Origin of the sequence: Winogradskyella sp. (genome assembly GCF_028289625.1) — a bacterium.
Lineage (GTDB): Bacteria > Bacteroidota > Bacteroidia > Flavobacteriales > Flavobacteriaceae > Winogradskyella.
In genome coordinates, this window is sequence record NZ_JANQOM010000087.1 from 1 (window position 1) to 25,537 (window position 25,537).

Annotated in this window: 18 protein-coding genes and 1 tRNA gene; 17 read left to right on the forward strand and 2 right to left on the reverse strand. The window is 37.3% G+C overall.

Annotation, left to right across the window (positions count from 1 at the left end; translation table 11 throughout):
• Nucleotides 1–73: transfer RNA gene (locus Q0992_RS16340), tRNA-Gln, on the forward strand.
• A gap of 72 nt (nt 74–145) precedes the next feature.
• On the opposite strand, the gene Q0992_RS16345 is transcribed toward Q0992_RS16340, so the two are convergent.
• Complete coding sequence (locus tag Q0992_RS16345) at nt 146–970, reverse strand: universal stress protein (protein ID WP_299526902.1); 825 nt, start codon at nt 968–970, stop codon at nt 146–148.
• A 152-nt stretch (nt 971–1,122) separates the two neighbouring features.
• Between Q0992_RS16345 and rimP the strand changes: the two genes are divergently transcribed.
• From rimP to infB, 3 genes are all read left to right on the forward strand, one after another.
• Complete coding sequence (gene rimP / locus Q0992_RS16350) at nt 1,123–1,587, forward strand: ribosome assembly cofactor RimP (protein ID WP_299526904.1); 465 nt, start codon at nt 1,123–1,125, stop codon at nt 1,585–1,587.
• Between the two features lie 12 nt (nt 1,588–1,599).
• Complete coding sequence (gene nusA / locus Q0992_RS16355) at nt 1,600–2,832, forward strand: transcription termination factor NusA (RefSeq protein WP_299526906.1); 1,233 nt, start codon at nt 1,600–1,602, stop codon at nt 2,830–2,832.
• 69 nt (nt 2,833–2,901) lie between these two features.
• Nucleotides 2,902–5,571, forward strand: a complete 2,670-nt coding sequence (gene infB, locus Q0992_RS16360; protein ID WP_299526908.1) for a translation initiation factor IF-2 — start codon at nt 2,902–2,904, stop codon at nt 5,569–5,571.
• Between the two features lie 67 nt (nt 5,572–5,638).
• Here infB and Q0992_RS16365 read toward each other — a convergent pair whose 3' ends face one another.
• Nucleotides 5,639–6,022 (reverse strand): SPOR domain-containing protein, encoded by a 384-nt coding sequence (locus Q0992_RS16365; RefSeq protein WP_299526910.1) that lies wholly within the window; start codon nt 6,020–6,022, stop codon nt 5,639–5,641.
• Between the two features lie 211 nt (nt 6,023–6,233).
• On the opposite strand from Q0992_RS16365, the gene Q0992_RS16370 reads away from it, so the two are divergent.
• The 13 genes from Q0992_RS16370 (at nt 6,234) to Q0992_RS16430 (ending at nt 25,466) form a co-directional block, all read left to right on the forward strand.
• Nucleotides 6,234–7,550, forward strand: coding sequence for a c-type cytochrome (locus Q0992_RS16370; protein WP_299526912.1), 1,317 nt, complete (start codon nt 6,234–6,236; stop codon nt 7,548–7,550).
• Nucleotides 7,551–7,577: 27 nt separating this feature from the next.
• Nucleotides 7,578–10,697 carry a TAT-variant-translocated molybdopterin oxidoreductase gene (locus Q0992_RS16375; RefSeq protein WP_299526914.1) on the forward strand — a complete coding sequence of 1,040 codons (3,120 nt, stop codon included), beginning with the start codon at nt 7,578–7,580 and terminating at the stop codon, nt 10,695–10,697.
• 30 nt (nt 10,698–10,727) lie between these two features.
• Nucleotides 10,728–12,470 (forward strand): NrfD/PsrC family molybdoenzyme membrane anchor subunit, encoded by a 1,743-nt coding sequence (gene nrfD, locus Q0992_RS16380; protein ID WP_299526916.1) that lies wholly within the window; start codon nt 10,728–10,730, stop codon nt 12,468–12,470.
• Nucleotides 12,471–12,478: 8 nt separating this feature from the next.
• Nucleotides 12,479–13,018, forward strand: a complete 540-nt coding sequence (locus Q0992_RS16385) for a DUF3341 domain-containing protein (protein ID WP_299526918.1) — start codon at nt 12,479–12,481, stop codon at nt 13,016–13,018.
• A gap of 91 nt (nt 13,019–13,109) precedes the next feature.
• Nucleotides 13,110–13,580 (forward strand): cytochrome c, encoded by a 471-nt coding sequence (locus Q0992_RS16390; protein ID WP_367277979.1) that lies wholly within the window; start codon nt 13,110–13,112, stop codon nt 13,578–13,580.
• Nucleotides 13,581–13,601: 21 nt separating this feature from the next.
• On the forward strand, nt 13,602–14,972 hold the full coding sequence (locus Q0992_RS16395) for a quinol:cytochrome C oxidoreductase (RefSeq protein ID WP_299526921.1): 1,371 nt from the start codon (nt 13,602–13,604) through the stop codon (nt 14,970–14,972).
• 25 nt (nt 14,973–14,997) lie between these two features.
• On the forward strand, nt 14,998–16,065 hold the full coding sequence (locus tag Q0992_RS16400) for a cytochrome c oxidase subunit II (RefSeq protein WP_299526923.1): 1,068 nt from the start codon (nt 14,998–15,000) through the stop codon (nt 16,063–16,065).
• A 29-nt stretch (nt 16,066–16,094) separates the two neighbouring features.
• Nucleotides 16,095–17,894, forward strand: coding sequence for a cbb3-type cytochrome c oxidase subunit I (locus Q0992_RS16405; RefSeq protein ID WP_299526925.1), 1,800 nt, complete (start codon nt 16,095–16,097; stop codon nt 17,892–17,894).
• Nucleotides 17,895–18,003: 109 nt separating this feature from the next.
• Nucleotides 18,004–19,026, forward strand: a complete 1,023-nt coding sequence (ruvB, locus tag Q0992_RS16410; RefSeq protein ID WP_299526927.1) for a Holliday junction branch migration DNA helicase RuvB — start codon at nt 18,004–18,006, stop codon at nt 19,024–19,026.
• Between the two features lie 42 nt (nt 19,027–19,068).
• Nucleotides 19,069–20,403, forward strand: coding sequence for a cytochrome P450 (locus Q0992_RS16415; RefSeq protein WP_299526929.1), 1,335 nt, complete (start codon nt 19,069–19,071; stop codon nt 20,401–20,403).
• A complete protein-coding gene (gene queG / locus Q0992_RS16420) occupies nt 20,400–21,320 on the forward strand; it encodes a tRNA epoxyqueuosine(34) reductase QueG (RefSeq protein ID WP_299526931.1) in 921 nt (306 codons plus the stop codon). The genes Q0992_RS16415 and queG overlap by 4 nt, the downstream gene beginning before the upstream one ends.
• A 52-nt stretch (nt 21,321–21,372) precedes the next feature.
• Nucleotides 21,373–23,040, forward strand: a complete 1,668-nt coding sequence (locus Q0992_RS16425) for a T9SS type A sorting domain-containing protein (protein WP_299526933.1) — start codon at nt 21,373–21,375, stop codon at nt 23,038–23,040.
• Between the two features lie 140 nt (nt 23,041–23,180).
• Complete coding sequence (locus Q0992_RS16430; protein WP_299526934.1) at nt 23,181–25,466, forward strand: NADP-dependent malic enzyme; 2,286 nt, start codon at nt 23,181–23,183, stop codon at nt 25,464–25,466.
• Nucleotides 25,467–25,537: the final 71 nt, after the last annotated feature.

Sequence of the window (25,537 nt, forward strand, 5' to 3'; positions counted from 1 at the left end):
TGGCCTATGGTGTAACTGGCAACACGTCTGGTTTTGGTCCAGAAGAGTCTAGGTTCGAGCCCTAGTAGGCCAACTGAAATAGAAGTCCTAAACATTGATTTGTTTGGGATTTTTTCTTTTTTATCCGTCTTATTTACTGTCGTCTCTAAATCTTAAACGTAATCACAGGTCGATTGGCATGATTCACCAAATCCTCACTTATACTACTATTAAAGAAATGCGCGATGCCTTGTCTTCCATGAGTGCTTATGCCAATAAGATCGGCATCAATTTCCTCAGAGAAATTTAGAATACCTTGTTCTACGCTTTTGTCATTGTGCACATTGATCGTAAAGTTCTCAAAAGTTTGGCCTGCAATAAAATCATTGATTCGTGTTCTAGAATCATAGGTGGTTATAAAGTTATTGGCCGTATTCACTAAAAGCAGATGTATTTTGGAATTGAATAACTCAGCAAATTTTACAGCTTGTTTATAGGTTTCTTTATTGTCATTTTTAAAATCGGATGCAAAGACAAAGTTTCTGATATTAAAACTATTATGTTCGTTTTTAATGACGAGTACTGGTACATCCGAAGAGCGTACTACCTTCTCGGCATTAGAACCAATAAACATTTCCTTAAGCCCAGAGGCACCATGTGAGCCCATGACGATTAAATCAATATCAAACTCTTTACAAGCTTCTTTAATTTCATTAAAGGTGATATCAGCCTTAACGGTTTCGTGAACAGTAATGTCATCCAAGAAATCATTCTCCATAAGATCTTCAAACTTCCTATGGGCAAGCCTCATGAAAAATAAAGCTTCAGGAACATCACTATGCGCATTTATAGGGTCGATTTGCTGCATAGGGATTTCCATCATATGCAATAAATAAATGTCAGCACCGTGTTTCCTTGCTAACATGGCAGCAACTTTTAAGGCATGCTCTGCTTGTTCAGAAAAATCTGTAGGGACGAGTATTCTGTTCATTATAATTGATTTTAGTTAGTCTTATAAATTTAAGAAAATAATTCCACTTTCATCAGCTTTGAAAAATCAATATAAATATTGTATATTTGCACCGTTGTTTACGATAATGAATAAGCGAGAGGACGAGAAGTCCTCTCTTTTTATATCAAGAAATGTTTAAGGATACCGTAAAAGAGCTATTGGATAAGGCATTAAATGAACGTAAGGGTCTATTCCTTATAGATTTCGAAATCTTATCTGATAATACAATTAGAGTTATACTTGATGGTGATAACGGTGTACTAGTTGAAGATTGTATGTTTGTTAGTAGGGCCATAGAGCATAACTTGGATAGAGAAGAACAGGATTTTTCATTAGAAGTTACATCGAGTGGTGCGACATCACCATTAGTGTTCCCAAGACAATATAACAAACACATCGGTCGAAATTTAGAAGTTAAGACTAATGAAGGCGATAAGTTTGAAGGTCAATTGGCTGAGGTTACCGAAGAAGGTATAGTGTTGAAATGGAAAGCTAGAGAACCAAAACCTGTGGGTAAAGGTAAAGTTACAGTGACAAAAGAGGCCGCAATAGCCTTTAGTGATATTAAAGAAGCAAAAGTTAAAATAAAATTTTAATTCATATAAATTATGGAAAATGTAGCATTGATTGAATCATTTTCAGAGTTTAAGGACGATAAGTTAATCGACAGAGTAACGCTAATGGCGATTTTGGAAGATGTATTGCGTAATGCATTAAAGAAAAAATATGGCGATGATGACAATTTCGATATCATCATTAACCCAGATAAAGGGGATTTAGAGATCTGGAGAAATCGCATTGTAGTAGCAGATGGTGAAGTTGAGGAGCCCAACCAAGAGATAGCCTTGTCCGAAGCACAGAAAATAGAGCCTGATTTTGAAGTTGGTGAAGATGTTGCAGAGGAAGTTAAACTTGTAGATTTAGGAAGACGATCCATTTTAGCATTAAGACAAAACCTAATTTCTAAAATTCATGAGCACGATAATACCAATATCTATAAACAATTTAAAGAGCTTGAAGGTGAGATTTATACTGCTGAGGTACACCATATTCGTCATAGAGCCATTATTTTGTTAGATGATGATGGTAATGAAATTATCCTTCCAAAAGATAGACAAATCCCTTCTGATTTCTTCAGAAAAGGAGAAAATGTAAGAGGGATTATTGAAAGCGTAGAATTAAAAGGAAGCAAGCCGGCTATTATCATGTCTCGGACCTCACCTTTGTTCTTAGAAAAGTTATTTGAGCAGGAAATTCCCGAAGTATTCGACGGTTTAATCACCGTGAAAAGGGTAGTGAGAATTCCTGGTGAAAAGGCAAAAGTAGCGGTTGACTCATATGACGACAGAATTGATCCTGTTGGTGCTTGTGTTGGTATGAAAGGATCTCGAATCCATGGTATTGTAAGAGAGTTAGGAAACGAAAACATTGATGTAATTAATTATACCAATAATATTCAACTGTTTGTGACTAGAGCGTTGAGTCCTGCACGTGTAACATCTTTAAAACTAGATGAAGAAAATATGCGTGCTGAGGTGTTGTTAAAGCCAGAAGAAGTATCTAAAGCCATTGGCAGAGGTGGACACAACATTCGTTTGGCAGGCCAATTAACAGGTTTCGAAATAGACGTATTTAGAGAGGGCGCTGAGGAAGATGTAGAGTTAAAAGAATTCTCTGATGAAATAGACGGTTGGATTATTGATGAATTTAGTAAAGCTGGTTTAGATACGGCAAAAAGCATTTTAGAACAGGACGTTGATGATTTAGTGAAGCGCACTGATTTAGAAGAAGAAACAATTTTAGATGTCATTAGAATTCTCAAGGAAGAATTCGAAGATTAATAACAGTTTAACTTTAAAACGGAGAAAGTTAGATTGATATAAACAGATTTAAGTATATTACGGCGATTTATGGCTCAAATTAGAATAAATAAAGTATTACGGGAGTTGAATATCTCATTGGATCGTGCAGTGGATTTTTTAGAATCCAAAGGCATTGATATTGAGAAAAGCCCCAATACAAAAATTTCGCAAGAGGTTTACGATACGCTATCTGATGAATTTCAGACAGATGCATCTAAGCGTGAGAAGGCTCAAGAAGTAAGTGAAGCAAAACTTAAGGAAAAAGAAGAGCTTCGGGAGCAACGCGAACGCGAAATTGAAGAGAAAGAGAAAAAAGAAGCCGCAAAAGATACTGTAGTTAAGGCCAAGGCTGAATTAAGTGGTCCTAAGCAAATAGGTAAAATCGACTTAGACAAAAAACCAAAAGCCAAAGTAGAAAAAAAAGAAGAACAGCCTAAGCCGGCAGAACAAGTTGAAAAGCCTAAAGTAGAAAAGGAAAAGCCCAAGAAGGAAATACCTGCGAAAATTGAGCCAAAAGCCAAAAAGCTTACTGAAGACGAAGCACCTAAAAAAGATGAAAAATTAAAGACACAGTATCAAAAGCTTTCAGGTCCTACGACAACAGGTAAGAAAATAGACCTCACTCAATTTAACAAACCAAAAAAGAAAAAGGAAGAAAAAAAGACCGAAGCATCATCTGGTAGTGAGTCTAACAAACGAAAAAGGCGTCGTATTAGTAAAGGAGGAAATGAAGGAGGTGGACGACCTAATTTTGATAATAGAAGAAATCAGAAAGGTAGAGGTTCTAGGCCAAAAGTTGTCAAGGAAGAACCAAGTGAAGAAGAAGTACAGAAACAAGTTAGGGAAACCTTAGAAAAACTTCAAGGAAAATCCAACAAAGGAAAAGGTGCAAAGTACCGTAGAGAGAAAAGAGAACAACATAGAGAGCAATCTGAGAAAGAACTTCAGGCAGAAGCTGCAGAAAGTAAAACCCTGAAGGTAACAGAATTTGTTACTGTAAGTGAAGTTGCCACTATGATGGATGTTGGTGTCACCCAGGTGATTTCTGCATGTATGTCCTTGGGAATGATGGTGACGATGAATCAGCGATTAGATGCTGAAACACTTTCGATTGTTGCCGAAGAGTTTGGATTTGACGTCGAATTTGTGACGGCAGATATCGAAGAATCCATAGAAACGGCTGCTGATGACCCTAAAGACTTAAAACCTCGTGCACCTATTGTAACTGTAATGGGTCACGTGGATCACGGTAAAACCTCACTTTTGGATTATATACGAGAAGAGAATGTAATCGCTGGTGAGTCAGGTGGAATTACACAGCACATCGGAGCTTATGGTGTAGAATTATCGGATGGGCAAGAAATAGCATTTTTAGATACTCCAGGTCACGAGGCCTTTACGGCAATGCGTGCTCGTGGAGCACAAGTAACTGATATTGCGATAATTGTAGTGGCAGCAGATGATGCCATAATGCCACAAACCAAAGAAGCGATTTCACATGCACAGGCGGCTGGTGTACCAATTGTTTTTGCCATCAATAAAATTGATAAACCAGATGCTAACCCAGAAAAAGTGAAAGAAGGATTAGCCAACATGAATTTATTGGTTGAAGATTGGGGAGGAAAAATCCAATCTCATGATATTTCAGCGAAATTAGGTACTGGTGTCAAGGAATTACTCGAAAAAGTACTACTCGAAGCCGAGTTATTAGAATTAAAAGCTAATCCAAATAAACCAGCAAACGGAACAGTTGTCGAAGCCTATTTAGATAAGGGTAGAGGCTATGTATCAACTATTTTGGTACAGGCAGGAACCTTAAAAATAGGGGATTATGTATTAGCAGGGAAAAACAGTGGCAAGGTAAAGGCCATGCACGATGAGCGCGGTAATGATATTTTTGAAGCTGGACCGTCAACACCTGTATCTATTTTAGGATTGGATGGTGCACCTCAGGCGGGCGACAAATTTAATGTGTTCGAAGATGAGAGAGAGGCGAAGCAAATTGCTGCTAAGCGTACGCAACTACAACGTGAGCAATCTGTAAGAACGCAACGCCATATTACCCTCGATGAAATTGGAAGACGTATAGCGCTTGGTGACTTCCAAGAATTAAATATTATTCTTAAAGGTGACGTGGATGGTTCTGTAGAAGCTTTAACAGATTCGTTCCAGAAGCTATCTACTGAAGAAATTCAAGTGAATATCATTCACAAAGGTGTAGGTGCGATTACGGAAAGTGATGTATTATTAGCCTCAGCATCTGACGCAATTATTGTTGGATTTAATGTACGTCCAGTGGGTAATGCAAGGTCAATAGCCGATAAAGAAGAAATTGATATTAGAACGTATTCTATCATTTATGATGCTATCAATGACTTAAAGGATGCTATGGAAGGGTTATTGTCACCTGAGGTTAAAGAGGAAGTTACAGGTACAGCCGAGATAAGAGAAACGTTCAAGATCTCTAAAGTCGGAACTATTGCTGGTTGTATGGTCACTAATGGTAAGATTTTCAGAAACTCTGGTGTAAGAATAATTAGAGATGGTGTTGTAGTCTTTACAGGAGAATTAGATTCATTAAAACGCTTTAAGGATGATGTTAAAGAAGTCTCTAAAGGGTATGATTGTGGTATGCAAATTAAAGGTTATAATGATATCAAAGAAGGTGATGTCATAGAAGCCTTCCAAGAGGTCGAAGTCAAGAAAACATTAAAATAGTTGAATTCCAGTAAAAAAAGCCGACAATAAAAGTCGGCTTTCTTAATTATTCTAGATATACTTAAGCTTATTTTTTATCTAACTTTGGCTGAAAGATAATGGCATTCATATATGTTTTCTTAACCTTAGCTAAGGCACGATCGGCCTCTAATCTGGTGGCAAAATTACCTACCCAAACTTTATAATTTGGTGTGTTCCAGACAATCTCAACGGGCCATTCCCCATAACTATTTAAGAAATTTAATTTTTCACGTTGAGCCTTATCAGGATCCACACTTTGATACACCTGAATTTTGTAAATCTTTGTTGTCTTTATGTCTTTCTTATATTCTAACAATCTATCGATATCACTGTCCTGATCGATAGTGACTTCACCTTGTTGCGCATGAAGCGAAATTGAAAAAAATAAAACCAGTATTATAGTCTTGATATATCTGTTTTTTTTGCTCATAATCAAACATTTTAATGCAAAGGTATGTTATTCAACGATAAAGCCTAAAAAATGTTATTTAGAATTGGTATAAATTGTATATTAACACTTCCCTAAGATTTCTAAAATCGACTTTATACCTTACTTTTGCATGAGTTTTTGGAAACATGACTTTCGTCATATTTATCTGAAAAAATCGTACCAAAGTTTAGAAGATAATTCAACTAAGAATATGAAACAGGTGATCTGCCAAAATTTAACCTCTAAGATACTTAGCCTAGGTTTTATTTTATTACTTACGTTTTCAACCTCACTTAATGCCCAAGAGGGCGATCCAGCAAACGGAAAATCACTCTTTAACGCCAATTGTGCGGCTTGTCACAAGCTCGATGCGCCTATGACAGGACCAGCGCTTCGTAATGTTGAAGCACGACTTTATGATGAAGAAGGATTGGACAGGGAATGGCTTAATGCGTGGATAAGAAACAGTAATGCGTTAATAAAATCTGGTGATGCTTACGCCAATAAAATTTATAATGAGTGGAACCAAACGGCAATGAATGCGTTTCCACAGTTGAGCGACCAAGATATTTCGGATATTTTGGCTTATACCGCTGTAGATCCTTGTGAATTAAACCCGCAATCTTCACCTGATTGCCCAGGATATATACCACCTCCTCAAGGGGATGATCAAGCTGGAACAGGTGGGATTTCAAACAATTTAATTTTAGGTGCTCTCGCGGTATTATTTGGTTTATTAGCCATGGCGTTAATTTTGGTAAAACGTACATTAAATCGTTTTGCCGAAGCCAAAGGCATCGAAGTTATTGCAGAAACGAAGAGAAAGCCAATTTGGAAGGCCTTTGTAGAAAACCAATTTTTAGTTTTGGTTACAGCTATTTTCTTCCTATTGGCAAGCGGCTATTTTGTGTATGGGTATTTTATGCAAGTAGGTGTCGATCAAGGCTACGAGCCTATACAGCCAATTCATTATTCCCACAGAATACATGCAGGCGACAACGGTATCGATTGTAAGTATTGCCACTCTTCGGCAAGAGTAAGTAAGCATTCGGGAATTCCTTCACTTAACATTTGTATGAATTGCCACAAATCTATTTCTCAAGTGGCAGAGACAACACAGCAAGATGGGTTAAAAGAATTTGGTGTAGACTATAACGCAGAGATACAAAAACTATATGAGGCTGTTGGATGGGACGGAACGGCTTACACAGGTGAATCTAAACCTGTAAAATGGATACGCATTCACAACTTACCAGACTTTGCGTATTTCAATCACTCACAGCACGTTTCTGTAGCTGGCGTAGAGTGTCAAACCTGTCATGGCCCAGTCGAAGAAATGGAAATTATGTACCAGCACTCACCATTAACTATGGGCTGGTGTATTAACTGTCATAGAGAAACCAATGTAAAAGTTAAGGACAATGGCTACTATACTAAGATTCATGAAGAGTTATCAAAAAAGTATGGTGTTGAGCAATTAACTGCGGCACAAATGGGTGGATTGGAATGTGGTAAGTGCCATTATTAATTTTAATAAGAAGTAATTCAGAATTATATGTCATCAAACAAGAAATACTGGAAAAGTGTTGAAGAGCTAAACGAAAATAGCTCTATTGTTGAGACGCTTATGCAAAACGAATTTGTGGAGGAAATTCCAACGGATGAGTTTTTAGGTGATAAACAGACTTTGGAGTCATCGTCGACATCGCGTCGAGATTTCTTAAAGTACATCGGATTTAGTACGGCTGCGGCTTCTTTAGCGGCTTGTGAAGGTCCAGTGATAAAATCGATTCCTTATGTAAATCAGCCAACGGAAATTATTCCAGGTGTTGCAAATTATTATGCAACAACAATTGCCAATGGTTATGATTTTGCTAGTGTACTGGTAAAAACTAGGGAGGGACGGCCAATAAAAATAGAGAACAATACAGATGCGAAGACGAATTGCAGTGCTAATGCCAGAGTGCATGCATCTATCTTAGGTTTATATGATAACCTAAGGGTTAAATCACCAATGAAAGGGGATTCCAAAATTTCTTGGGATACTTTTATGTCTGAGACGACAGATGCTTTAAATAATCTAGGAGACGATAAACAAATTGTATTCCTAACGTCAACATTGCCAAGTCCATCAACTCATAAATTAATCGCTGAGTTTTCCGAAAAGTATGGCAATGTAAAACTTGTGGCCTATGATGCCATTTCGGAATCTGCAACCTTAGATGCTTACGAAGCTATGTACGGGAAGCGAGGAATGGCTAATTATGATTTTTCTAAAGCCATGACTATCGTTTCTATTGGGGCTGATTTCTTAGGAGATTGGCAAGGCGGTGGATTTGATAGTGATTATGCCAAAAAGCGTATTCCAGATCATGGAAAAATGTCGCGCCATATTCAGTTCGAATCGAATATGTCATTATCTGGTGCCAATGCCGACAAACGTATACCATTGACACCTAATCAACAAAAATTAGCTTTAGCTAAGTTACACAGTCTTATTGTTGGTGGTGCAGTTTCGGTGGATTTACCAGAAAATATTCTTAATGCGGTACAAAAAGCGGCTAATGAAATCAAGAAAGCTGGAAGTAATGCAGTAGTAGTTACGGGTATTCAAGATGTTAATGCACAGACCGTAGCACTAGAAATCAACGAACATATTAATAGTAAAGCATTTGATTCTAACGCGACAATATTAACCAGACAAGGTAGTGATAAAGCAATTATACAATTGGTTGCCGATATGAAAGCCGGTAGGGTTGGTGCGCTTATAATGAATGGTGTTAACCCAATGTACACCTTGCCAAATGCTTCAGACTTTAAAGAAGGTTTGGATAAAGTAGATTTATCCATAGCTTTCTCAATGAAGCAAGATGAGACATCTGTTTTTGCAAAATATATTGCTGCAGTTCCACATAGTTTGGAGTCTTGGGGCGATTTTGAGTTTAAAACTGGTCATTATTCAATGATGCAGCCAACCATTCGTCCATTGTTTGATACTAAACAACTTCAGGAAGTGCTTTTAGCATGGAATGGCAATGCATCATCGTATAGAGATTACCTAAAAACATTTTGGACCGAAAATATTTTGAATGGCGAATCTTTCAATAAAGCCGTTCAAGATGGTGTATTCGTAGGAGCAACTTCTGAAAATACTGAAGTATCCGTAGATACAACGTCCTCCGAATCCGATGCATTATCAGCGGAAACACCAAGTGGAAATGCAGCACGAGCATTAGCAGCTTCTGCTAAAGGAGGTGACATGCAATTAGTATTGTATCCAAAAACCGGAATGGGTGATGGGCAACAAGCCAACAACCCTTGGTTACAAGAATTCCCAGATCCAATTACAAGAACATCTTGGGACAACTACATAACGGTTTCTAGAGTTGATGCGGAAGCATTAGGCCTGAAAAATTGGAATGTGGCAGATGGTGGTCTCAATGGTAGCCGAGCCAATCTATCGGTTAATGGAGTTACCATAGAAAATGTACCAGTTATCATACAGCCAGGACAAGCTAAAGGTTCAGTTGGTTTATCTTTTGGATACGGTAGAACAGCCCAAGGCTTAAAAGAAGAAATGAAAACTGGTGTTAATGCCTATCCTTTGTATCATAATTTTAATGTTATACAAGATGTCACTATTAGTAAGGCATCTGGAGAGCATGAGTTTGCTTGTGTACAGTTGCATAACACCTTAATGGGACGTGGTGATATCATTAAGGAAACTAGCTTAGAGATTTTTAACACTAAGAATAAAGAATATTGGAATGCTATACCAAAAGTATCCAAAGATCACATAGAAACTCCTGTGACATCACCAGATGTAGATTTATGGGAGTCCTTTGATCGTTCAATAGGTCATCACTTTAACTTATCGATTGATTTAAATGCATGTACAGGTTGTGGAGCATGTGTTATTGCTTGCCATGCCGAGAACAATGTTCCTGTAGTAGGAAAAGAAGAAATGCGACGCAGTAGAGATATGCACTGGTTGCGTATAGATAGATACTATTCATCTCAAGAGTCCTTTGAAGGGGATAATGATAAAAAAGATAATATTTCTGGTTTAGGAAGTTCGTTAAGTGAATTCGGGGAAATGGAGAGTCCAGCGGACAATCCACAGGTTGCTTTCCAACCAGTGATGTGTCAGCATTGTAATCATGCACCTTGTGAAACGGTTTGTCCTGTTGCTGCTACAGCACATGGCCGCCAAGGTCAAAACCATATGGCTTATAACCGTTGTGTAGGAACAAGGTATTGTGCTAACAACTGTCCTTATAAAGTGCGTCGTTTTAACTGGTTCTTGTACAATAAGAATGATGAGTTTGATTACTACATGAATGACGATTTAGGACGCATGGTATTGAATCCAGATGTGACTGTAAGGTCTCGTGGTGTCATGGAAAAATGTTCGTTCTGTATACAATCAACTCAAGCTGTGATATTAAAAGCGAAACGCGAAGGACGACCAGTTGCGAAGGGAGAATTTAATGATGCATGTGCTTGTTCAGCAGCGTGTGCAAGTGGTGCTATGCGATTTGGTGATGTTAATGAGGAAGGTAGTCCTATAGCAGAATTAGTAAAAGATGATAGAGCGTATCACTTATTAGAGCATGTCGGTACAAAACCAAATGTGGTGTACCAAACTAAAGTGAGAAATACAGCTGAAGCATAAGTTTTAAATTAAAGAATCAATTATATAATTATGGCGTCTCATTACGAAGCACCTATTAGAAGACCTTTAGTTACCGGAGAAAAATCGTATCATGATGTTACCGTAGACGTAGCAAGACCGGTTGAAGGCAAAGCAAGCAGAGCATGGTGGATTGTTTTCAACATATCTCTGGTTGCATTCCTTTGGGGAGTAGGTTGTATTATTTACACCATTTCAACAGGTATTGGAGTTTGGGGTCTTAATAAGACTGTAAACTGGGCTTGGGATATTACTAACTTCGTTTGGTGGGTTGGTATTGGACACGCAGGAACTCTGATTTCTGCGGTACTTTTACTCTTCCGTCAAAAGTGGAGAATGGCAATTAACCGTTCTGCCGAGGCGATGACGATTTTCTCAGTAATACAAGCAGGTTTATTTCCAATTATCCATATGGGTCGTCCATGGTTGGCGTATTGGGTATTACCAATCCCTAACCAATTCGGGTCACTGTGGGTGAACTTTAACTCACCATTACTTTGGGATGTATTTGCAATTTCTACATATTTATCAGTATCGTTAGTATTCTGGTGGACAGGATTGTTGCCAGACTTCGCTATGATTAGAGATAGAGCCGTTAGACCATTCCAAAAGAAAATATATTCACTCTTGAGTTTCGGGTGGTCTGGTAGAGCAAAAGATTGGCAACGTTTTGAAGAAGTATCATTAGTACTTGCAGGTTTAGCGACACCTCTTGTACTTTCCGTACACACCATTGTATCCTTTGACTTCGCCACATCGGTTATTCCAGGTTGGCATACCACGATTTTCCCGCCGTATTTCGTTGCCGGTGCAATTTTTTCTGGATTTGCTATGGTAAATACACTTCTTATCATTATGAGAAAAGTGTGTAATCTTGAAGATTATATTACCGTACAACACATCGAATTAATGAACATCGTTATTATGATTACGGGTTCTATAGTAGGTGTGGCCTATATTACAGAGTTATTCATAGCATGGTACTCTGGAGTAGAATATGAGCAGTATGCTTTCTTAAACAGAGCAACAGGACCTTACTGGTGGGCCTACTGGGCAATGATGACTTGTAACGTGTTCTCTCCACAGTTTATGTGGTTTAAGAAACTTAGAACGAGTATTATGTTCTCATTCTTTATCTCTATTGTGGTAAACATAGGGATGTGGTTTGAGCGTTTCGTAATCATTGTTACCTCATTGCATAGAGATTACTTACCATCATCTTGGACCATGTTCTCACCAACATTTGTGGATATTGGAATCTTTATAGGAACCATCGGATTCTTCTTTGTATTGTTCTTATTGTATTCGAGAACATTCCCTGTAATTGCGCAGGCTGAGGTGAAGACGATTTTAAAGTCATCTGGTGAGCGCTATAAGCGCATTAGAGAAAGTGGTGAAAGCTTAGTAGGTACAGGTGCAGATGAAAGAACTTCTAACCTTAACGCAGCGGTGATTCAAGAAACTAGCTCAAGTGATAGCGATGCTGCAGATAACTCAGAAAAAGTGAATAACCTTTTAGGAACTATTGGGACGTTTAATGCTGAAACAGAAACAGCTGATGACTTGAAGAAGATTAGTGGTGTTGGCCCTAAAATGGAAGAGGTACTTAATAGTATTGGGATTTATACATTCTTACAAGTAAGTAAGATGACAAAAAGAGAATATGATTTGTTAGATGCAATCACAGGGTCTTTCCCAGGTAGGGCAGAGCGTGATGATTGGGCTGGACAAGCAAAGAATTTATTAAATAACTAGTATAGTATATGGAAGCTTCAAAAGTAATTCATGCTATTTATACAGATGATGATGTATTGATGTCTGCCGTTAAAAAGGTGAAGGCCGAAAAGCATCACATCGAAGAAATATATACTCCCTTTCCAGTTCATGGGTTGGATAAGGTCATGGGCTTGGCACCAACACGTATTGCGATTACGTCATTCATGTATGGTTGTGTTGGTTTAACAGTAGCTATTGTTATGATGAATTTCATCATGATTAAAGATTGGCCTCAAGATATTGGAGGTAAACCAAGCTTTAGTTACTTGGAGAATATGCCTGCTTTTGTACCGATTATGTTTGAGCTTACTGTATTTTTTGCAGCGCATTTAATGGTGATTACCTTTTATTTAAGAAGTAGAATGTGGCCATTTAAGAAAGCTGAGAACCCAGACCCAAGAACAACAGACGATCATTTTTTAATGGAAATTGCTATTCATGACAATGAAAATGAATTAACTTCATTATTACAGGAAACAGGAGCTGTTGAAATAAATATAGTTGATAAAGACGAAGATGCACATTAATATGAAAATAGCATTAAAATATATCACAGTATTAGTAATGTTGGTAGGTTTTGTGTCTTGCCAAAAAAATTCAAGACCCAACTATCAGTATATGCCTAACATGTACGAGCCTGTTGGCTATGAGACTTATCAAGAATCTGATGCTTTTGCCAACGGAGTCGAGGCGCAATTACCAGCAGAAGGAACCATTCCCAGAGGCGATTTTATGCCTTATGAAATTGAAGATACAAATGAAGGTTATGAAGAGGCAAAGGCAAATCTTAAGAGCCCATTAGATTCTATCCAGGTAGATTATACTGAAGGGAAAGTCTTATATGATATTTACTGTGGGATTTGCCATGGTACTAAAGGTAATGGAAAAGGAAAGTTGGTTGAACGCGAAAAAATATTAGGTGTCCCTAGTTATGATGACCAAGGGCGAGCTATCACAACAGGTAGTATTTACCATGTTATTTATTATGGTAAGAATACTATGGGTTCTTATGCTAACCAATTGAATGAGAATGAGCGCTGGCAGGTGGTTGCTTATGTCGAAAAACTAAAAGCAGAGTTAGAAAAATAAGATTTAGATAAAGATTATATAATGGAATATAAAATTTCAAATCGATTAAAAATAGCTGCTGTCATCATGATGGCTCTAGGCTTGATTGGTGTTACTTCAGGTTTTTTATCAGCCAATAGCGTTAAGACAGTTGAAGATGTAAAGGTACTTCTAGCAGAAGAGGCACACCATGGTCATGGTGACGCACATGCAGAAGATCATCACGGAAGTCATCACGCAGATGAACACCACGGTGATTCGCATGGCGAGGCCCATGGTGCACACGCTGATGAAGGTCACCACATGAGTCATGAAGAACATGTATTACACCAAATTCATAACAGACCTTGGGCAGCACTTTATGTTGGAGCATTCTTTTTCTTTATGATTGCACTTGGGGTATTGGCATTCTACGCCATTCAATATGCTGCACAAGCAGGATGGTCACCTGTTCTATTCAGAGTTATGGAAGGTATTACGGCTTACATGTTACCTGGTGCAGTAATCGTACTTTTAATTGCTGTCGCATCTGGTACAATAGGCCATTATAACATTTTTGTATGGATGAACCCTGAAGTTGTAGAACATGATAAACTGATTCAAGGAAAATCAGGATATCTTAATATGACATGGTTTATTGTGAGAGGTATAATATTTATCTCTGGTTGGGCTTTGTACAGACAGTTCTCAAGAAAATTCTCTATAGCCCAAGATACTGCAGGCGATAATAGAAACTTTAAAAAGAACTTTAGAATTTCAGCGGCGTTCTTAGTATTCTACATTTATACAGAGTCTATGATGGCATGGGATTGGGTAATGAGCGTCGACCCTCACTGGTTTAGTACCTTATTTGGATGGTATGTATTTGCCAGTATGTTTGTGAGCGGTATTACTGTAATAGCGATGATAACCATTTACTTAAAATCTAAAGAATTGCTAGAATTCGTAAACGATAGTCATATTCATGATTTAGCCAAGTTTATGTTTGGGATTAGTATATTCTGGACTTACTTATGGTTTTCTCAATTTATGTTGATTTGGTATTCAAACATTCCAGAGGAGGTAACATACTTTGTAACCCGTATAGAGCATTATAAATTGCCATTCTTTGGTATGTTAGCCTTAAATTTCATTTTCCCATTATTACTATTAATGAATAGTGATTACAAACGTATTAATTGGTTTGTGATTATGACAGGAATCATTATTCTTTGTGGGCATTACTTGGATGTTTTCAACTGGATTATGCCTGCTACGGTTGTAGATAGATGGTTTATTGGATTGCCAGAAATAGGTGCCATACTATTATTCGGAGGTCTTTTCTTATTTATAGTATTTACGGCTTTAGGAAAGGCACCGTTGCTAGCAAAAGGAAATCCGTTTATGAAGGAAAGCGAACATTTCCATTATTAATATTTAAAAAAGAACAGAAACGATAATGACAGCTTTATTAACAATTATAATTGTACTTTTTGTAGCTATTGCCTTGTGGCAAATGGTAAAGATTTTTGACTTAGCCCAAGTAGGGTCGTCAAATACACAAATTGCAGATGATAAAGACAATAAGATAAATGGCTATTTAATGATTGGCTTTTTGATATTTATTTATGCCATTACTATCGTAAGTTTTATATATCTAGGGGATTTACCTTTAGTATCTAATTCAGCGTCTGAGCACGGTCCTGGAATTGACAGCCTAATGTTAATCTCAATGGTTGTTATTTTTATCGTTCAAATTGTCACGCAATTCTTACTTCATTATTTTGCCTTTAAGTATAGAGGTGAGAAAGGGAAAAAAGCCTTGTTTTATGCCGATAATAATAAACTTGAAGCGATTTGGACAGGTATTCCTGTTGTAGTATTAGCTGGTTTAATTATGTATGGGCTGTTCACTTGGAATGATATTATGACCATAGATACAGAGGACGATCCATTGGTAGTAGAATTATACGCCCAACAATTCAATTGGAAAGCACGATATGGTGGTGAGGATAATGTTCTTGGTAAATCCAATGTAAGATTAATTGATATTGATAAAGCTAATATCTTAGGTGTAGCCGAAGATGACCCAAATGCGCAAGATGATATCATCGTAACCGAGTTACATTTACCAAAGGGAAGACCAGTGTTATTTAAAATGCGTTCTCAAGACGTTTTACATTCGGCATATATGCCACATTTTAGAGCACAAATGAACTGCGTACCAGGTATGGTAACACAATTTAGTTTTACGCCTACAATGACCACAGCAGAAATGCGTGAAACAGATGATATAAAAGATAAAGTTCAAAATATCAATAAAATTAGAGCTGAAAAAAGCAAAGAACTTACTGCTAATGGAGAAACAGCCTTAGATCCTTATGAATTTGATTACTTATTATTGTGTAACAAAATATGCGGTAAATCGCACTACAATATGCAAATGAAAATTATTGTTGAGACCGAGGAAGAATTTAATGCATGGATGGCTGAGCAACAAACGTTTGCAAATTCTTTATTAAATTAGTAGAAAAAATAGAAAAAGAAATAGATATTATGTCAGCAACAGTAGATACTCACGCCCACGACGAGGACCACGACGTACATCATCATAAAGAAACCTTCATAACGAAGTACATATTTAGTCAAGATCATAAAATGATTGCTAAGCAGTACTTAATTACGGGTGTAATCATAATGGGTATTATAGGAATTCTGATGTCCTTGATGATACGTATGCAAATCGCATGGCCAGAGCAATCCAATGTAATATTTGAAGCCTTATTAGGAAAATGGGCACCGGAGGGTGTTATGGATGCCGATATTTATTTGGCCTTAGTAACCATACATGGAACCCTAATGGTTTTCTTTGTACTAACAGCTGGTTTGAGTGGAACATTCAGTAACCTTTTAATTCCTCTACAATTAGGTGCTAGGGACATGGCTTCAGGATTTCTTAATATGATATCGTATTGGCTATTCTTTTTGTCTTGTGTAGTCATGATAGTATCATTTTTTGTTGAATTTGGTCCTGCTGCAGCTGGTTGGACTATATATCCGCCATTATCGGCATTGCCACAAGCGCAACCAGGTTCTGGTGCCGGAATGACACTTTGGTTAGTATCCATGGCGATATTTATTGCATCGTCGTTATTAGGATCGCTAAATTATATCGTAACCGTATTAAACTTACGTACTAAAGGAATGTCGATGACCAGAATGCCTTTGACAATTTGGGCTTTCTTTATTACTGCCGTTATTGGTGTAATTTCATTCCCAGTGTTATTATCAGCAGCGTTGTTGCTTATCATGGATAGAAGTTTTGGAACATCATTCTTCTTATCGGATATTTTCATTCAAGGGGAAGTTCTACACTATCAAGGAGGTTCGCCAGTCTTATTTGAGCACTTGTTTTGGTTCTTAGGACACCCAGAAGTATACATTGTATTGTTACCCGCATTGGGGATAACATCAGAGATTATAGCCACCAACTCTAGAAAACCAATATTTGGTTATCGTGCTATGATTTTATCTATTTTAGCAATTGCATTTTTATCAACTATTGTTTGGGGACACCACATGTTCATCTCTGGGATGAATCCATTCTTGGGGTCTGTATTTACATTCACAACATTGTTAATTGCTATTCCATCTGCAGTTAAGGCATTTAATTATATAACGACACTCTGGAAGGGAAATCTACAAATGAATCCGGCGATGTTATTTTCGATAGGATTGGTATCCACATTCATAACTGGTGGTTTAACAGGTATCATTTTAGGGGATAGTGCGCTTGATATTAATGTTCACGATACTTATTTTGTAGTAGCTCACTTCCATTTGGTAATGGGTATTTCAGCGCTATATGGAGTGTTTGCTGGGATTTATCATTGGTTCCCAAAAATGTTTGGGCGTATGATGAATAAAAACCTAGGATACCTGCATTTTTGGATAACAGCAATTTGTGCATACGGTGTCTTTTTCCCAATGCACTTTATAGGTATGGCAGGATTACCAAGACGTTATTATACAAACTCTAATTTTCCATTATTCGATGATACAGCAAACACACAAGTAGTTATTACCATATTTGCACTTGTAGCTGGTTTGGTTCAGCTAGTATTCTTATATAATTTCATCAGCAGTATATTTTACGGAAAGAAAGCTGAGCAAAATCCATGGAGATCAAATACCTTAGAATGGACAGCTCCTGTAGAGCATATGCATGGTAATTGGCCAGGAGCAATTCCTCATGTTTACCGTTGGCCTTATGATTATAGTAAGCCAGGACATGATGATGATTTTGTACCCCAGAATGTGCCAATGAAGGAAGGAGAAGAAGAGCTACATCATTAGCGATTTAAAAATTTATTATATAAAAAGCCTTTCTTATTTGGAAAGGCTTTTTCGTTATATTTGCTTGTACTTAACTTGTTTCAGTATCTTTATAAATATAGGAAGTTGAATGAACGAAAACCTAAATCCATCTAACGATAATTTTAGTCCTGAAGACCTTGATGTTGAAAGAAAGTTGAGACCACTCACTTTTGAAGATTTCACAGGTCAGGATCAGGTATTGGAGAATTTACTGGTTTTTGTGAAAGCCGCTAACCTTAGGGAAGAGGCCTTAGATCATACACTTTTTCATGGTCCACCAGGATTGGGGAAAACAACTTTGGCCCATATTTTGGCTAATGAATTGGATGTAAATATTAAAGTAACTTCAGGCCCTGTTTTAGACAAACCAGGAGATCTTGCAGGATTGCTGACCAATCTTGAAGATCGAGACGTACTATTTATTGATGAGATTCATCGGTTAAGCCCAATAGTGGAAGAGTACCTATACTCAGCGATGGAGGACTATAAGATTGATATCATGATAGAATCTGGGCCCAATGCTAGGACTGTTCAAATTAATTTAAGTCCTTTTACCTTAGTTGGTGCAACAACGCGCTCAGGATTGTTAACAGCACCAATGCGCGCACGCTTTGGTATTAGTAGTCGATTACAATATTACAAGACCGATTTATTGACTACTATTTTACAACGAAGTGCCTCAATATTAAAAGTTCCAATATCCATGGAAGCAGCTATTGAAATAGCGGGCAGAAGTCGTGGAACACCTCGTATAGCTAATGCTTTATTAAGACGTGTTAGGGATTTTGCACAAATTAAGGGCAATGGCAAAATAGATATTGAAATTGCCAAGTTTGCGCTTAAGGCCTTAAATGTAGATGCACATGGTTTGGACGAAATGGATAATAAAATACTAACGACCATTATCGATAAGTTTAAGGGAGGGCCAGTTGGTATTACTACTTTGGCTACGGCAGTTAGTGAAAGTGCTGAGACCATAGAAGAAGTTTATGAGCCTTTCTTGATTCAACAGGGTTTTATTATGCGCACTCCTCGAGGACGGGAAGTTACCGAACAAGCCTACAAACACCTTGGCAAAATTAAAGGAGCCACACAAGGAGGACTATTTTGACATCTGTAATAAAGCTGAACTTGTTTTAAGTGTTCATTTTATATGAATAATTATGAAAAAATATCTACTGTTCCCTTAACCACATTTTTGAAACATAGTTTTAGAATTGTAAAAAATCCTTTACCATTTCATCATAAAAATTTCGAAGAAAGAGGTGATATATTTTGTTTGAATTTAGGTCTTATAACCAAGGTTTACTTTTGCAGGGATGCCTCTTTCGCCGAATATATCCTTCAAAAAAATCAAAAAAACTATACAAAATCTAAGATTCAAACCAAAGACTTGGCCAAGTACATAGGTAAAGGGTTACTGACTGCAGAAGGGCAACACTGGCGCAAGCAACGTAAACTCATTCAACCGGCTTTTCATAAAAAACATCTAGAATCTTTATTAGATACTATTCAGACTGCTATAAGGTCTGAATATCAGCGAATCACAGCGAATGAAACAGTGGATATTTTTCCAATACTCAATGATTTGGCATTTCAAACGGTTGTAAAATCCTTATTTAGTAGTGCTGTCGGTCGAGATAAAATTGACCGATTGCAATACATAACGGAAGAGGCTCAGAAAATGTTGGTGAAAGAATTGCGCCAACCCTATTTGCGCTGGTGGTTCAATTTAAGTGGAACCACTAAAAAGTATATCGACCTAACACTCGAGGCACGGCAAACACTCAAGCAAGCTGTGAAACAGCGTCAAGAATCTGATGTTAAACAAGGAGATCTACTCGATTTGTTGCTAGAAGCTCAATACGACGATGGCAGTTTTATGGAAGAGGAACAGCTTATAGACGAAATTTTGATTCTATTTACAGCTGGTCATGAGACAACATCTAATGCATTAACGTTTACATTTCAGCTTTTAGCCTTATACCCTGAATGGCAAGACAAGATTTATAACGAAATTATAGAGGTCAATGCCCAAACAACAGATTTAATAGCAAGAGTTATGGCATCTAAAGTCTGTCAGCAAGTCATTGAAGAAGCCATGCGCTTGTACCCACCTGCGTATTTTATAGACCGCGTTAATTTGGAAGACGACAACTTTAATGGTTTTGAGTTTAAAGCTGGCTCAAATCTTTTGCTATCGGTTTTTGAAATGCATCGCAACCCAAAGTTTTGGAAAAATCCAGAGCAATTTTTACCAGAACGCTTTGCAGAAGGAAGTAGACCATATGCTCCACATTATTTTCCCTTTGGCGCTGGACCAAGAAAGTGTATCGGAAATAACTTTGCGATGTTCGAAATGATTATCGCTGTAAGAGAGCTAATTTTAAATTATATTATCAAACCAGAGTTTAATAGTATAGAGATAGCACCGCTTATTACCTTAAAACCAAAAAATGCATATTTGCGCTTTGAAAAAAGAGGATGAATAATAAGGCGAAATATACTAAGCTAATTAAATCAGAAGCAAAGCGTCTTGGTTTTTTGTCTTGTGGTATTAGTAAGGCAGCGTTTTTAGAAGAGGAAGCACCAAGGCTTGAGAAATGGCTTAACAAAAACATGCATGGTGAGATGCGTTACATGGAGAACCATTTTGATAAGCGTTTAGATCCTACCTTATTAGTTGAAGATTCCAAAAGTGTAGTGTCCTTATTATTAAATTATTATCCTTCAGAAATTCAAAATCAGGACACTTACAAATTATCTAAATATGCATACGGAACGGATTACCACTTCGTAATCAAAGACAAGTTAAAATCACTCTTAGCGTTTATTCAAGAAGAAATAGGAGAAGTATATGGTCGTGCGTTTGTGGATTCTGCTCCGGTATTAGACAAAGCTTGGGCTGCAAAATCTGGATTGGGATGGATAGGGAAACATAGTAATCTATTAACACAACAAGTAGGATCATTTTATTTTATTGCCGAATTAATCATTGATTTAGAATTAGACTATGACACTCCTGTAACAGATCATTGTGGCACTTGTACTGCCTGTATAGATGCCTGCCCAACGGAGGCCATTGTTGAACCTTATGTAGTTGATGGGGGTAAGTGTATATCGTATTTCACTATTGAGTTGAAAGACAATATACCTAATGCGTTTAAAGGAAAGTTTGATGATTGGATGTTTGGTTGCGATATTTGCCAAGATGTTTGTCCTTGGAATCGTTTCTCAAAATCACACAATGAGCCGTTGTTTAATCCTCACCCAGAGCTCTTATCCTTGACCAAAAAAGATTGGGAAGAAATTACCGAAGATACATTTAGAAAGGTCTTTAAAAAATCTGCGGTAAAACGTACCAAATTCTCTGGTTTAAAGCGGAATATTAACTTTCTTCAATAGAGCGGTTAGAAAAAAATATTCATATATTTACAACATTATAAACACATATTTCATGATAAAAAATTACTTATTCGCATTTGCGTTCGCATTAGTTGCTTTTAGTGGTTATAGCCAAGTTACTGATTTGGTAGAACCAAAAAGTTGGAACAATAACTTGTCTGATGATAATATAGAATTGGTTTCAATGCCTTTTGAGGATTTAGCTAGATATATGGAAGAAGACTTAAGCAAGACTCAAGGATCTATGGCAAAGCCTTACAGGTTTGGAGCAAAATTACAAACAAATGTTACTAGACAAAGCCATGGAGAAAGTATCACTTTAGAGAATGATGATGTCATTTGGAGAGTGGGATTTGAGTCCGTTGGTGCCAAAACACTAAATTTCATCATAAGAGACTATAATCTAGTAGAGGGAGCTGAACTATACATTTATAATGCTGACAGAAGTATGAAAATGGGGCCGTATACAAATAATGAAAATAATGATATTAATGAGATAACGACATGGCCAATTGATGGTGATAAGGTTTATGTAGAGTTTTATGAGCCAAGCGAAGTCATAGGCCAAAGTACATTTACAATTACAGAATTGGTACATGGTTATAGAAGTGTCCCTGCAAATGAAGCATATGCAAAAGCACTTAACGATTCTGGTTCGTGTAATATCGATGTAGACTGCCCTTTAGGTGATAATTTTGATTTGCAAAAACGATCGGTAGTAATGTTGGTTTCTAATGGTAATGGTTTTTGTACAGGGACGTTAGTTAATAACACAGCAGAGGATAGAACACCATATATTTTAACAGCAAATCATTGTTGGGCAAATCCAGGACAGAACGCACCTGTAAATACAACAAGAAGCTATGCATTTCGATTTAATTGGATTAGCCCAAATCCGTCATGTGCAACATTCACCAACAGTACAGATGGTCCATTTTTGCAAACACTTAATGGGGCAATAGTCCGTGCTAGCGATGGTGACTCTGACATGTTACTTTTGGAAACTACCACTGCAAACGCTATACCCAGTGATTGGGATGTGGTATTTGCAGGTTGGAGTCGTTCTACAACTACACCTACGTTTACTACAGGTATTCATCATCCAAGTGGGGATATTATGAAAATATGCCGTGATAATAATCCTCCATCTAGAACAAGTGTGTCTTTTTGGGGTTTTACAAATCGTGTCTGGCTTATAAACAGTGGTTCTAATGGTGGTTGGGAACAAGGTGTTACAGAGCGTGGCTCTTCAGGATCACAATTATTGGATGCTAATGGTTTGTTAATTGGGGTATTATCTGGAGGTAGTGCAGCATGTTCCGGTACAAATGATAATGGTGGTTTTGACTATTATGGTAGATTGGATCGAGGTTGGTCTGATGTTAGTAGTTTTTTAGATCCAATAGGCACTGGTACCATTACGACCGATCATTTAGAAAACCTTGCTTTGTCTGTTGATGATTTTGATCAAACAGGGTTTTTTCAAATATATCCTAACCCAAGTAATGGTGTAATTTATTTTACAAGTAAGTTGCAGTCGAATGAAAAACTAGATTATGTTTTAACCGATTTACAGGGAAAACTTGTTTTAAAAGGCACAACGGATTTAAGATTTGATGATCAAAATGAAATTCAACTCAAAGGTATTACACCAGGGGTTTATTTTTTAAGTTTTGAATCCGAAAATATAAAAGAAGTAAAAAAGATACTAATTAATTAAAAACGTATTTTCTGATATAAATAAAAAAGATTGTCTTACAAAGACAATCTTTTTTATTATAGAAAAATCATTCTATTATGTCATTAAAATATGTTTAATGAGGGGTAGCAATCCCTTCTTTGAAACTTAACCGTTTAGTAATGAGCAAAGAAAGCAAGCGTATAGAGGCATTAGTCTATCATGCCAAGCCAACACCAGGTAAAATCAAAGTAGTTCCGACAAAGAAGTATGCATCACAACGCGATTTATCTTTAGCATATTCGCCTGGTGTAGCAGAGCCATGCTTGGAAATTGAAAAGGATGTCAACAACATATACAAATACACAGCTAAGGGAAATTTAGTAGCAGTAATTTCTAATGGCACAGCAGTTTTAGGATTAGGGAATATTGGTCCCGAAGCTTCAAAGCCAGTTATGGAAGGGAAAGGCTTGCTGTTTAAGATTTTTGCAGATATAGATGTTTTTGATATAGAGATAGATACAGAAAATGTAGATGAATTTATTGAAACCGTTAAGAATATTGCACCAACTTTTGGCGGCATCAACCTCGAAGATATCAAAGCACCAGAAGCCTTTGAAATAGAACGTCGTTTAAAAGAGGAATTGGATATTCCAGTAATGCACGATGATCAGCACGGTACTGCTATTATTTCAGCGGCAGCATTGATAAATGCTTTGGAGATTGCAGAAAAGAACATTAAAGATGTTAATATCGTTGTCAGTGGTGCAGGTGCGGCTGCCATATCATGCACACGTTTATATAAAGCTTTTGGAGCAAAGGCAGAAAATATTGTGATGCTTGATAGTAAAGGAGTAATAAGAAAGGACCGCGAAAATTTAACATTACAGAAAGCAGAATTCGCTACCGATAGAAAAATAGATACATTAGATGAAGCCATGAAAAATGCAGATGTATTTATTGGGTTATCCCTGGCAGATATTGTTACCCCAAAGATGCTTAAGTCCATGGCAAAAAATCCAATTGTATTTGCAATGGCTAACCCAGATCCTGAAATCGAGTATGGATTAGCCTGTGAAACACGAGATGATATCATTATGGCTACAGGCCGAAGTGACCATCCTAATCAGGTGAATAACGTATTAGGTTTTCCATTTATCTTTAGAGGTGCCCTAGATGTAAGAGCGACCAAGATTAATGAAGCCATGAAAATGGCAGCAGTAAAAGCCCTATCGCGATTGGCAAAAGAACCTGTACCAGAACAAGTAAATCTTGCATATAATGAAACGCGCTTAACATTTGGCAAGGACTACATCATTCCCAAACCCTTTGATCCTCGATTAATTGCCGAAGTGCCTCCTGCGGTTGCCAAAGCTGCGATGGAGAGCGGAGTGGCAAAAGAACCTATAAATGATTGGAATAAATATAAGGAAAGCCTCTTTGAGCGCTTGGGGTCTGATAATAAGTTGGTTCGTTTGCTTTTAAACAGAGCTAAAACCAACCCCAAACGTGTGGTTTTCGCTGAAGCAGATCGCTTAGACGTTTTAAAAGCTGCACAAATTGTTCATGATGAAGGAATTGCTAAACCTATTTTGTTAGGCCGAAAAGAAACTATAGAAGCATTAATGTCAGAGATTGATTTTGAAGCTAATATTCCCATTATAGATCCTAAATCTGATGAAGAAACACTACGAAAAAACAGGTATGCAGATGTGTTTTGGGAAATGAATAAGCGCAAAGGAGAAACGCAATATTCAGCACGTAAAGTAATGCGCGAGCGTAATTATTTTGCTGCAATGATGGTCAATGAAGGCGATGCAGATGCTTTGATTTCTGGATATTCGCGCAGCTACCCTTCTGTAGTAAAACCTATGTTAGAACTCATAGGTTTAGCCAAAGGTGCCTCACGAATAGCAACCACAAATATTTTGTTAACGCAAAGAGGGCCAATTTTTGTAAGTGATACGGCCATCAATATTAATCCTACATCCGAAGATTTGGTGACTATTGCTAAAATGACTTCAAAAACAGTTAAGCTTTTTGGAATGAACCCGATTATGGCCATGATATCCTACTCTAATTTCGGATCTTCTTCAAATCCAAGTGCCCAAAAGGTAAATAGAGCAGTAGATTACCTTCATAAGAACCATCCAGAAATGATAGTGGATGGTGAATTACAGACAGATTTTGCATTAAACTCGCAGATGCTACAGGATATTTTTCCATTTTCAAAGTTAGCAGGTAAAAAAGTGAATACCCTTATTTTTCCTAATTTGGATGCAGCGAATATTACATACAAGTTATTGAAAGAGTTGAATAATACAGAATCCATTGGGCCAATAATGATGGGCATGGCAAAGCCAGTACATATATTACAATTGGATGCAAGTGTAGATGAAATTGTGAATATGACAGCCATAGCCGTAATCGATGCCCAAGAACGAGAAAAACGACTCAAAAAACATTGAATTCTTAGCACACATCTAGTCTCGCTTATGTAAATAATTTTATTACATTTGGGACTTTAACCTATGATATA